This is a genomic window from Fodinicola feengrottensis (genome assembly GCF_039530045.1).
GTDB classification, from domain to species: Bacteria; Actinomycetota; Actinomycetes; order Mycobacteriales; family HKI-0501; genus Fodinicola; species Fodinicola feengrottensis.
Window position 1 is genome coordinate 88,914 of record NZ_BAAANY010000036.1, and the last position, 10,578, is coordinate 99,491.

Annotated in this window: 11 protein-coding genes; 4 read left to right on the plus strand and 7 right to left on the minus strand. The window is 66.4% G+C overall.

Annotated elements, in window-relative coordinates; all coding sequences use genetic code 11:
- The first annotated feature begins 26 nt into the window (after nt 1-26).
- Entirely contained in the window at nt 27-878 is an 852-nt protein-coding gene (locus ABD301_RS34555) for a helix-turn-helix transcriptional regulator (RefSeq protein WP_344314388.1), read from the plus strand.
- Between the two features lie 185 nt (nt 879-1,063).
- On the opposite strand, the gene ABD301_RS34560 is transcribed toward ABD301_RS34555, so the two are convergent.
- Entirely contained in the window at nt 1,064-1,309 is a 246-nt protein-coding gene (locus ABD301_RS34560) for a hypothetical protein (RefSeq protein WP_163567202.1), read from the minus strand.
- Nucleotides 1,310-1,610: 301 nt separating this feature from the next.
- Here ABD301_RS34560 and coaE point away from each other — a divergent pair, with 301 nt between their 5' ends.
- Complete coding sequence (coaE, locus tag ABD301_RS34565; RefSeq protein ID WP_344314389.1) at nt 1,611-2,798, plus strand: dephospho-CoA kinase; 1,188 nt, start codon at nt 1,611-1,613, stop codon at nt 2,796-2,798.
- Between the two features lie 10 nt (nt 2,799-2,808).
- On the opposite strand, the gene ABD301_RS34570 is transcribed toward coaE, so the two are convergent.
- The 4 genes from ABD301_RS34570 to ABD301_RS34585 form a co-directional block, all read right to left on the minus strand.
- Nucleotides 2,809-3,549 carry an LppU/SCO3897 family protein gene (locus ABD301_RS34570; RefSeq protein ID WP_163567201.1) on the minus strand — a complete coding sequence of 247 codons (741 nt, stop codon included), beginning with the start codon at nt 3,547-3,549 and terminating at the stop codon, nt 2,809-2,811.
- A gap of 138 nt (nt 3,550-3,687) precedes the next feature.
- Nucleotides 3,688-4,353, minus strand: coding sequence for a DUF4166 domain-containing protein (locus ABD301_RS34575; protein WP_344314391.1), 666 nt, complete (start codon nt 4,351-4,353; stop codon nt 3,688-3,690).
- A 1-nt stretch (nt 4,354) separates the two neighbouring features.
- Nucleotides 4,355-5,053: an SRPBCC family protein gene (locus ABD301_RS34580; protein WP_163567199.1), complete on the minus strand. Its 699-nt coding sequence runs from the start codon at nt 5,051-5,053 to the stop codon at nt 4,355-4,357.
- Nucleotides 5,054-5,188: 135 nt separating this feature from the next.
- Entirely contained in the window at nt 5,189-6,679 is a 1,491-nt protein-coding gene (locus ABD301_RS34585; protein ID WP_344314392.1) for an aldehyde dehydrogenase family protein, read from the minus strand.
- 214 nt (nt 6,680-6,893) lie between these two features.
- Here ABD301_RS34585 and uvrB point away from each other — a divergent pair, with 214 nt between their 5' ends.
- Nucleotides 6,894-9,005, plus strand: coding sequence for an excinuclease ABC subunit UvrB (gene uvrB, locus ABD301_RS34590; RefSeq protein ID WP_344314393.1), 2,112 nt, complete (start codon nt 6,894-6,896; stop codon nt 9,003-9,005).
- Nucleotides 9,006-9,058: 53 nt separating this feature from the next.
- Nucleotides 9,059-9,331, plus strand: a complete 273-nt coding sequence (locus tag ABD301_RS34595) for a type II toxin-antitoxin system VapB family antitoxin (protein ID WP_163567197.1) — start codon at nt 9,059-9,061, stop codon at nt 9,329-9,331.
- Between the two features lie 28 nt (nt 9,332-9,359).
- On the opposite strand, the gene ABD301_RS34600 is transcribed toward ABD301_RS34595, so the two are convergent.
- Together ABD301_RS34600 and ABD301_RS34605 are read right to left on the minus strand one after the other, a co-directional pair.
- Nucleotides 9,360-9,767, minus strand: coding sequence for a VOC family protein (locus tag ABD301_RS34600; protein ID WP_344314394.1), 408 nt, complete (start codon nt 9,765-9,767; stop codon nt 9,360-9,362).
- A 5-nt stretch (nt 9,768-9,772) separates the two neighbouring features.
- Nucleotides 9,773-10,243, minus strand: coding sequence for a MarR family winged helix-turn-helix transcriptional regulator (locus ABD301_RS34605; RefSeq protein WP_163567196.1), 471 nt, complete (start codon nt 10,241-10,243; stop codon nt 9,773-9,775).
- Between the last annotated feature and the right edge of the window lie 335 nt (nt 10,244-10,578).

Sequence of the window (10,578 nt, forward strand, 5' to 3'; positions counted from 1 at the left end):
GGTTGACGGTACGGTCCTGTCGAATAATGGACGACGTGGACAGACCGCAGTTGGCCGACTTTCTCCGACATCGCCGGGAGGCGTTGCAACCCGAGGATGTCGGGCTGCCCAAAGGGCCGCGCAGGCGCACGGCCGGGCTGCGTCGCGAGGAGGTCGCCGGACTGACCGGCATGTCCACCGACTACTACTGCCGGCTGGACCAGCAGCGCGGTCCGCGGCCGTCCGAGCAGATGCTGACCGCGTTGGCCCGCGGCCTGCGACTGACCGTGGACGAGCGCGACCACCTGTTCCGGCTGGCCGGGCATGGCACCCCCGCCCGGGCACGACGCAGCGACCACGTCAGCCCGGCACTGATGCGCGTACTCGACCGGCTTGACGACACGCCCGCCGCCGTCATCTCCGACCTGGCCGAGACACTCGCGCAGAACCGGCTGGCGGTGGCCCTTCTTGGCGACCGGCTTCGGTTCACCGGGCTGGCGCGCAGCGGCGCCTATCGCTGGTTCACCGATCCCACCGAGCGGCTGAGCTTTCCGTCGTCCGACCACGCCAACCACAGCCGGTTCGTGGTGGCCAACCTGCGGTCGGCGCTCAGCCGCGGCCCGGACGACCGCGTTGTCGAGCTGGTCGACCGGCTGCGTACGGACAGTCGTGAGTTCGCCGAGCTGTGGGAGCAGCACGAGGTCGCGTTTCGTTCCGAGCGGCACAAACGGATCATTCATCCGGAGCTCGGCATGATCGAACTCGACTGCCAGGTCCTGTTCACCGAGGGCCGTGATCAGGCGCTGCTGGTCTTCACCGCTTCACCAGGCACCGACGGCTACCAGAAACTCCAGCTGCTGTCCGTTATCGGTTCGCAGCGCCTCAACCCGGCCCGCTGACGGGCTACCAGTGCGCCGGCCGTTGAATACCTTCACGCGGGGACATTCGCCATAACAGGCGCAATTGTCATGACTTGGACGGCGATCTGTCACATTTGACCAACATCGAAGCAATGGCGTACGCGACTCCACGACCGGCTCCGTCGACGCGGAGTCGGTCTGGTCGACATGCGACCTGTGCTGTGCTACCGCCCGAGAATGTCTGCGAGGGCGGTGGATCCGGTGGCCAGCCATCCGCCGACCACCGCGGCGCTGGCCGCCGCGGCTACCCCGAAAACGAGCGCCGGCCGGATCCGCCATCGGGCGGGCTCGGTCGCGTGCTGGTTTCGGGACGTGGTCGGTTCGAGCCGGGCAAGGACCTCCGGGATCTCGCGGCAGTAGCGCAGGCCAGGCTGGCCAAGCCGGTGCCGGCCGACACGCTGCGCATTCATCCGAGCCTCCTGGTCACGATCTGGACGTCTGTGACGATAAGCCGGCCCAGGCTGTGCGTACGGGAGGCGCGCGGCGTGTCACCTGCATAAATGCTGTCTCGGAGAGGGCGGTAACGGTGCGTAACTCGCATCGGAAGCCACGGTGACGGCGGGATTGTCGGACACTCTGCGCAACAATCATCGACAAATCCGGCAAATCGCCCACTCGTCACACGTGCCACTCCATGATCACACGCCCCGGAGTGTTAAGAGCCGGAGCGCCGGCCGGAAACCGGTGATCACCGTCTGCGACACTCCTTCGATGCTTCGGATCGGGCTCACCGGCGGCATCGGCGCCGGCAAATCGTCGGTGTCGGCTCGGTTGGCGGCCCGCGGCGCGGTGGTGATCGACGCGGACCGGCTCGCCCGCGAGGTGGTCGAGCCGGGCACCTCCGGCCTCGCCGCGGTCGTGGAGGCGTTCGGGCCGGACGTGCTGACCGCCGAGGGCGCGCTCGACCGGCCAGCGCTCGCTGCCGTCGTCTTCGCCGATCCCACGGCCCGGCAGACGCTGAACGCGATCGTCCACCCGCTGGTCGGCGCCCGGACGTACGAGCGGATGCGGCAGGCCGGCGAGGACGCGATGGTGGTGCACGACGTGCCGCTGCTGGTGGAGAACGGTCTCGGCCCCTCCTACCACCTCGTCGTCGTGGTGCACGCGGACGAGGACGTACGGGTCGACCGGTTGCGGCGAGATCGCGCCATGCCGGCCGAGCAGGCGCGGGCCCGGATCGATGCGCAGGCCACCGACGAGCAGCGCCGGGCCGCCGCGGACGTGTGGCTCGACAACGGCGGATCGCTGCGGACACTGGAAAACGCCGTCAATCAACTGTGGGACGATCGGCTGCTGCCGTACCAGGAAAACCTGCGCGCCCGGCGACCCGCGACCAGGTCCGGGCAGGCCGAGATCGTGCCGTCGGATCCGACCTGGCCCGCCCAGGCAGAGCGGGTTCTGGGAAAACTGCGGGCGGCGCTGGGGGAGACAGCCGTGCGCGTTGACCACATCGGTTCCACCTCGGTGCCGGGACTGGCCGCCAAGGACATCCTCGACCTCCAGGTGTCAGTACGGGCGATCGCTGACGCAGACGCCGCCGCGAACACTTTCGCGGACGCTGGTTTTCCAGCTGTTCAACGGATCCGCTCAGACGAGCCGAAGCCGATCGAGCCCGATCCGGCACGTTGGGCCAAGCGCTACCACAACAACGCCGATCCGGGCCGTCAGGTCAACCTGCATGTCCGGGTGGTCGGCTGGCCGAATTGGCGCTATGCCTTGCTTTTTCGCGATTGGCTGCGCGCCGATGCGGACGCGCGCGGAGCGTACGAGCGACACAAACTCGCGCTCGCCGCGGATTTTCCGGACTATGCCGGATATGCCGAGGCGAAAGAGCCGTGGTTTGACCAGGCGCTGCCAAAAGCCGAGGAATGGGCTGCCCGTACGGGCTGGTCTGCTTAAGGCGCGTGTGTTATTGAGTCTGAAGGCAGAGGACGTAGCTGTCGGAGTCGTCGACCTTGCTCGTGAACGCATAGCTGGCGTTGGAGCCGCTGCCCTGGCATTTGGTCACGTCGGTGGTGCCGGTGAAGCGGGCCATCACTTTCAGAGCGCCCGCGCTGGAGCAGTCGGTCTGGTCGACGAAGCTGTTGTCCGCGGCCACCTTGCGAACCTTCACGCACTGGCCGATCGGCACCGTCAGGCCGTCACCCTCACCGGTCGGGGTGGCGCTGGGCTGGTCGCTGGGGGAGTCCGATGGCGCCGGGGTAGGCGAATCGGCCGGGCTGGGACTGTCGCTCGGCGCGGCGGTCGGGGTCGGCGCGGCGGCGGCGGTGGGGGTCGCCGGCCGCAGGAACGCGAAGCCGCCAACGAAGGTGACGACACCGCCGCACAACACCAGCAGCACCACGGCACCGATCACGATCCCGGTGATGGCGAGCCCGGACAGGCCCTTCTTCTTCGACGGCTCGGGCGGGTTGCCGTACGCCGGCGGGACGCCCGGGTCGGTCGGCTGCCCGTACGGCCCGCCAGCATAGGAGTTCGGGTCAGGCTGCCCGTAAGGCGGTGGACCACCGCTGTAGGGGACAGCGGAGTTCGGTTGGCCGTAGGTGGGCGGGCCGCCGGTGTACGGGACCGCCGAGTTCGGGTTCGGCGGATAGCCTGGGGCTTCCTCGTACGGGTCGACGAAACCGCCTGGCGGACCGTACTCGCTCATTCCGCACCCCCTGTGTGGCCCGCGGCTGTCCTCATGGACGCACTCCAGCGGGCATCCCAGTCTGTGTCGTCCCAAGCCGGGACGTAACGGCCTGCCGGGCAACCGGCGGGGCAGGCGTGCGGGCCAGACGACATCTCGTCACGCTCGGGCGACTTCGCGGTTCGGTCGTACGGACGCGGGTACGTCGGCGCCTTCGGTGTAGGTCGCGGCAAAGGTCCCGTGATAGCCGAACAACGGGCCGAACCGACGGTTGGCCACCGTGACCGAGATCCGGAACCGGCCGAGGTCGTCGTCGAACGACTCCCGTACCGTCGCGATGCCGCTGACCAGCAGCGGAATCCCCAAGGTGAGCGGACCCTGGTGCCAGCGCTGCGCGCCGGATCGGATGATCAGGCCGCCCGCGTCGTCGACGGACGCGCGCAGGTCCACCGCCACGTGCTGGTGGGTGCCGAGGTAGTCGACGATCGTGCCGCGGCGCGGGCTGTAGACCATCGTCGCGTCCCAGCGGCGCGGCTGGTCGAAATCGAAGGTGCGTACGAACGTCAGCGTTTCCCGGCCGTACGAGTCGCGGTAGGCGTAGTTCTGGATGGTGAAAGGCACGTCCTGCCCGGTGGCCGGCAGCAGGATGTGCCGCTTGGCGCCGAGGGCGAGGAACGGCTTGGTGAAGCCGCCGCCGCTCCAGATCTTGTCCATCACGCCGGTGCCAACACAGGCCTGCCCGGACGAGAAGCCGAACCGGCGCCGCAGTTGCGGGTGCAGGCGATCGAAGTCGGCGCCGAGGGCACGTTGGAAGATGGAAGACATGTCAGGGCTCCAGGGTGGATGCGATGGCCGGTACGCTGGCGGACTGCCGGTCGGGCGGACGGCGCTGGCAGCGCCGGGCCGCCGGGCTGGACGGCAGCGGCGGGATCAGCAGTGCGGCGGCGACGATCGCCGCCGCCAGATAGGGCGGCAGAAGCCACCACACGCCAACGCACAGAAAGATCCGAAGACCGGCGTCCATAAGTCCGTGGCGCAACGACCGTTCCGGTGGCGTCCCGTGCTCCAGCCACAGCCGGAGCCGATCGAATGACCAGGCCGTTCCCCAGCCCATCAACGGGCGGAACAGTCGGTCGGCGAGCCGGCCGAGCCGGCCCCAACCGGGTTCGTAGTCGTAGCCGGTGATGAACCGAACGCCGTCCGGAGTGGGCACATAACGCCAGTAGCCGGCGCCCGACCGGATCAGTGAGAGTGGATGTCCGGAGTCGAACCGCAACGCGGACGTACGGGCGCCGTCGGCCCTCGTACGTTCACCCGCGGTGACGCCAGTCCCAGCGATGACCACGCCAGGCAGCACCCGTACGGCGTACCGGAACCGCTGCGGTTCCGCTGGGTCCGGCCGGGCCAGGTAGTCGATCTCGGTGAACCGCAGGTCCCAGCGTTGATGCTGGCGTGGCTGCTGGGTCAACTGCCAGAGCTCTTCTGCGTCACATCGGATCGTCGTCTCCACATAAAGCCTGCTCAACTGCCACCTCCCGAGGATTTAAGCGATCGCTCAAGATGGAGGATAGCAACTTTAAGCAATTGCTCAAGTGGTCGAAAGGGCACAGCGGGGCCGGCGTCACCGCGAATGGTGGCGCCGGCCTCGTACTGCTGTGAGTCAGCTCAGGTCAGTGATGACCGTCTTGGTCTCCATGTAGTTGTTGAAGACCGCGTGGCCCATCTCGCGGCCCCACCCGGACTCCTTGTAGCCGCCGAACGGCAGCGTGGCGTCGAAGACGTTCCACGTGTTCACCCACACCGTGCCGGCGCGCAGCCGGCGGGCGGTCCGGAAGGCCTTGGAGATGTCGCGGGTGAAGACGCCGGCGCCGAGGCCGTAGTTGGTGTTGTTCGCGACCGGCAGGATGTCCTTCTCGGCGTTGAACGGCGCGGCCGCCACGACCGGGCCGAAGATCTCCTCCTGGACGGCCTTCATATCCTCCTTGGTGCCGGTCAGGATGGTCGGCGCGACGAAGTAGCCCCGGTCGCCGACCCGATCGCCGCCGATGACGCCGGCGCCGTCGTCCTTACCAGAGCCGATGTATCCGGTCACCCGATCGAACTGCTCCTGCGACACCAGCGGCCCCATCGTCGTGTTCGGGTCGAGCCCGTTGCCGACCTGGATGGTTCGGGCCTGCTCCGCGACGCCCTCGACGACCTGGTCGTAGATCGACTCCTCGACATAGAGCCGGGAGCCGGCCACGCAGCATTCGCCCTGGTTGAAGAAGATCGCGTGGGCCGAGCCGGCGATCGCCTTGTCGACGTCGGCGTCCGCGTACACCACGTTCGGCGACTTGCCGCCGAGCTCCAGGGTGACCTTCTTGAGGTTGCCAGCGGCTGCTTTGACGATCTCCCGGCCGACCTCGGTCGACCCGGTGAAGGCCACCTTGTCCACGTCGGGGTGCGACGCGAGCGCGGCGCCGGCGTCGCCGAAACCGGTGACGATGTTGAAGACGCCCGCCGGTACGCCCGCCCGCATCGCGAGTTCGCCCAGTAACAGAGCCGAAAGTGGCGTTTGCTCGGCCGGCTTGAGGACGACCGTGCAGCCGGCGGCCAGCGCGGGTCCGACCTTCCACGCGGCCATCAGCAGCGGGAAGTTCCACGGAATGATCTGAGCGGCGACGCCAGTGGGCTCGCGCAGGGTGAATGCCAAGTACGCGTCCGGGTCCCACGCGGAGACCGGGATCGTGTTGCCTTCGATCTTGGTGGTCCAGCCGGACATGTAGTGGAACAGGTCGGCGGCCAGCGGTACGTCGGCGGCCTTGGCCACCGCGTACGGCTTGCCGTTGTCGAGCGACTCGAGCAGCGCGAACTCCTCGAGGTGCTCAAGGATCAGGTCGCCCAGCTTGTGCAGGACCTTGCCGCGCTGGCCGTGCGGCATCTTGCGCCACGGGGAGCCCTCTTCGAAGGCCTCGCGAGCGGCCCGTACGGCCCGGTCGGCGTCTTCGGCCTCACCATGCGCGACGGACGCGAGGACTTCTTCGGTAGCCGGGTTGATGGAGTCGAACGTCTTGCCCGACGCCGCGTCCACCCATTCTCCGTTGATCAGCATCTTGCGGCTCAGTGCACCCACGACTTCCTGGATGCGCGGTTCGTCGAACGCCAGTGTCATGATCGACCTCCTCGGCCGGATAACGGCTTTCGCTATTGCGGTCCAGGTCACATCGAAGCACCGCATAAGCAGCTCACAACAGGGCACAGCTGCCGCATCTGCGCTTTCGGAGAGGCAACCGCGCCCGGTGGGAGAGGTTGCAACGCCGTTGCAGAGCTGTACAAGCCCGGTCGGCCGTACGGGACTGTCATACGTCCGGCGTACCGTTGTGGGTATGAGGCCCAAGCTCGACATCATCCGCCGTGAGGGCAAGTTCGAGGTGGTCAGCGACTACCAGCCGTCCGGTGACCAGCCGGCCGCGATCAAGGAGATCTGCGCGCGGATCCGCGCCGACCAGAGCAACGTCGTGCTGCTCGGCGCGACCGGCACCGGCAAGTCCGCGACCACCGCCTGGGTGGTCGAGGAACTGCAGCGGCCGACCCTGGTGATGGCGCCGAACAAGACGCTGGCCGCCCAGTTGGCGAACGAGTTCCGCGAGCTGTTCCCGCACAATGCGGTCGAGTATTTCGTTTCGTACTATGACTATTACCAGCCCGAGGCCTATGTGCCGCAGACCGACACCTACATCGAGAAGGACTCGTCGGTCAACGACGAGGTCGAGCGGCTCCGGCACTCCACCACCCGCAGCCTGCTCACTCGCCGGGACACCATCGTGGTCGCGTCGGTGTCCTGCATCTACGGGTTGGGCACCCCGCAGGAATACCTGGACCGGTGCGTGCGGCTGAATGTCGGCGACGAGATTGACCGGGACAAGCTGCTCCGCCAGTTCGTCGACGTGCAGTACACGCGCAATGACGTCGCCTTCCAGCGCGGCACTTTCCGGGTCCGCGGCGACACCGTCGAGGTCTTCCCCGCGTACGAGGAACTCGCGGTCCGGATCGAGATGTTCGGCGACGAGATCGAGCGGCTGTATTACCTGCATCCGTTGACCGGCGAGGTGATCAACGAGAGCGACGCGGTGATGGTCTTCCCGGCCACCCACTACGTCGCCGGTCCGGAGCGGATGGAGCGGGCGATCCGTGGCATCGAGGCGGAGCTGGAGGAGCGGCTCGCCGAGATGGACCGGCAGAACAAGCTGCTGGAGGCGCAGCGGCTGCGGATGCGTACGACCTATGACATCGAGATGATGCGTCAGGTCGGCTTCTGCTCCGGCATCGAGAACTACTCGCGGCACATCGACGACCGCGCGGCCGGCACCGCACCGCACTGCCTGCTGGACTTCTTCCCGGAGGATTTCCTGCTGGTCATTGACGAGTCGCACGTGACGGTGCCGCAGATCGGCAGCATGTATGAGGGTGACATGTCCCGCAAGCGGACCCTGGTGGAGCACGGGTTCCGGCTGCCGTCGGCGATGGACAACCGGCCGCTGAAGTGGGAGGAGTTCCTGGACCGGATTGGCCAGACTCTCTATTTGTCAGCTACCCCGGGAAAGTATGAGCTGGGCCGGACCAAGAACGACGTCGTCGAGCAGGTGATCCGGCCGACCGGGCTGGTCGACCCGGAGGTGATCGTCAAGCCGACCAAGGGCCAGATCGACGACCTGGTCGAGCAGATCCGGCTCCGGGCAGACCGGAACGAGCGAGTTCTGGTCACCACGCTCACCAAGAAGATGTCGGAGGACCTCACCGACTATCTGCTGGAGCTCGACATCAAGGTGCGATATCTGCATTCCGAGGTCGACACGCTGCGCCGGATCGAGTTGCTGCGCGAGCTGCGCAAGGGCACTTTCGACGTGCTCGTCGGCATCAACCTGTTGCGCGAGGGTCTCGACCTGCCGGAGGTCTCGCTGGTGTCCATTCTGGACGCCGACAAGGAAGGCTTCCTGCGCTCGGGCACCTCACTGATCCAGACCATCGGGCGGGCCGCTCGAAACGTGTCCGGCCAGGTGCATATGTACGCGGACAACATCACGCCGTCGATGGAGAAGGCGATTGATGAGACCAACCGTCGGCGAGCGAAGCAAGTCGCGTACAACAAGGCGAACGGCGTCGACCCGACCCCGCTGCGCAAGAAGATCGTCGACATCCTGGACGTGATCTATGCCGAGGCCGAGGACACCGAAGGCGAGCTGATCGGCGGTTCCGGCCGCCAGCAGTCCCGCGGTAAGGCTCCCGTGCCAGGCCTGTCATCCAAGGGCGGTGCCGGGCCGGTGAAGACCGAGGGAATGGCCCGTGCCGAGCTGGCCGACCTGATCCACCAGCTCAACGACCAGATGCTGGCCGCCGCCCGAGAGCTGCAGTTCGAGCTGGCAGCCCGGCTCCGGGACGAGATTTCCGAGCTCAAGAAGGAAGTCCGGCAAATGGACCGGGCCGGCGCCGGCCGCTGACCGTACGGCCGCTCCCGTGACGGCAATTACACCATTTGGGGTAGCCACCTACCATGGCAATGAACATCAAAGATCCGGAAGCCGAGCAACTGGCGGCCGAACTGGCAACACTCACCGGCGAGACCAAGACCGCCGCGGTGAGGGCAGCACTCCGCGAACGCTTGGAGCGACTGCGTCAACCTGATGTTCGTAAGCAGCGGCATGAGCGGATGATGCGTGTCCTGGAGGAGGAGATCTGGCCGCAGATCCCGCCCGAGGTCCGCGGCAAGTCCATAACGAAGCAGGAGCGGGAAGAGATCCTCGGGTTCGGGCCGGAGGACGTGTGATCGTCGATACCTCAGCGGTGATCGAGATCTAGTGTCCTGCGGTCCGGCCGAGGGATGGGTTGGCGGTGTAGTCGGTGAAACCGATGATGTTGCCGGCCGCGTCGGCGACCTCGACGATCCAGCCGGTGGCGACCGAGAACGGGTCGGACAGTGGCTCGACGCCGCGAGTACGGAGAGTCTCGGCGGCTTCGCGGGCGTCTGGCACCTCGAGCCAGAGCCTGGCAGCGGTTGAGGGTGCGGGGGAGGCGACGGTGCCGCGACGCAGCAGAAGGCCGGGGGCTTCCGGGCCGAGCTTGAACAGTGCGATGCCCGGTTCGTCGAGCCGGAAGACGAGTGGCAGGCCGAGGCGATCGGCGTAGAACTCGATGGCGTCGTCGAGATTGGCGACCGCGAAGAGAATGTTGTCGACGCCGAGTACGCGAATTGCGGAATTCATGGCTTTTATCCTTTTTGTGAAGTTCGATCTGGCTGGTAGTTCTCCAGTCCGAAGAGGACGATGGCGTCCTCGAATGCGGCCGCCAGCCTTTGGAGTCTTGCTGGATCGGCTTTCGCATATCGCAGGCGGATCGGGCCGGCCAGTGGTGCATTCCTGATCAGTCGGCGCCCTTTTGTGGTCAGCCGTACGATCCGGCGCCGTCGATCGTCCGGATCGGCGGCCAATGCCACCCACTCGCGGCTGGCCAGTCGGTCGACCAACTGCCCGAGAGTGGCTGGGTGCATGACCAGTCGGTCCCGCATTTCCTGCAGCGACAACGCTTCGCCCCACTCGTCGAGCATGCGAAGAATGGCCAACTGGGCACCGGTTACCTGGTGGTGACGTTGCAACTCGCGGTTCAGACCGGCGAATGCCTGGTCCAGTCGGGTCCAAGCGTGGATCGCGGCCAGGGTTTGCGCAGCTGGTGGTGTCGACACTCTTATTATGTATCACATACTAATTTGGTCAGCAAGGAGTTGTGACGAGAGTGAGTGTTTTCGGTTCGCCGGACTAAGGAAAACAACAAGACACCCGGTGTGCTCCGGGTGAAATGTGGATTGCTTGCAACGAAAGAGAAAATGACGCTGACCAGGAATGGGCGCGGCCGGAGGTGACCTTACCGGACTGCCGCTGACGAGTGAAACCGCCCTCCTGTTTCCCCAGTGACAGTCAGGACAGAAGAAATTAGCAGACCGTGGCGACCTTTTGGTGAACACCTTGTTTCGGATCGATCGGAGTGGTTTCCTGACCGAATAACCGAGGCTGTGTGTGA

Bases quoted from the DNA above. Each gene is read 5' to 3' on its own strand.
- ABD301_RS34585 (WP_344314392.1), bottom strand. From the start codon at position 6,679: ATGACACTGGCGTTCGACGAACCGCGCATCCAGGAAGTCGTGGGTGCA.
- uvrB (WP_344314393.1), top strand. From the start codon at position 6,894: ATGAGGCCCAAGCTCGACATCATCCGCCGTGAGGGCAAGTTCGAGGTG.
- ABD301_RS34570 (WP_163567201.1), bottom strand. From the start codon at position 3,549: ATGAGCGAGTACGGTCCGCCAGGCGGTTTCGTCGACCCGTACGAGGAA.
- coaE (WP_344314389.1), top strand. From the start codon at position 1,611: ATGCTTCGGATCGGGCTCACCGGCGGCATCGGCGCCGGCAAATCGTCG.
- ABD301_RS34575 (WP_344314391.1), bottom strand. From the start codon at position 4,353: ATGTCTTCCATCTTCCAACGTGCCCTCGGCGCCGACTTCGATCGCCTG.
- ABD301_RS34600 (WP_344314394.1), bottom strand. From the start codon at position 9,767: ATGAATTCCGCAATTCGCGTACTCGGCGTCGACAACATTCTCTTCGCG.
- ABD301_RS34560 (WP_163567202.1), bottom strand. From the start codon at position 1,309: ATGAATGCGCAGCGTGTCGGCCGGCACCGGCTTGGCCAGCCTGGCCTG.
- ABD301_RS34555 (WP_344314388.1), top strand. From the start codon at position 27: ATGGACGACGTGGACAGACCGCAGTTGGCCGACTTTCTCCGACATCGC.
- ABD301_RS34595 (WP_163567197.1), top strand. From the start codon at position 9,059: ATGGCAATGAACATCAAAGATCCGGAAGCCGAGCAACTGGCGGCCGAA.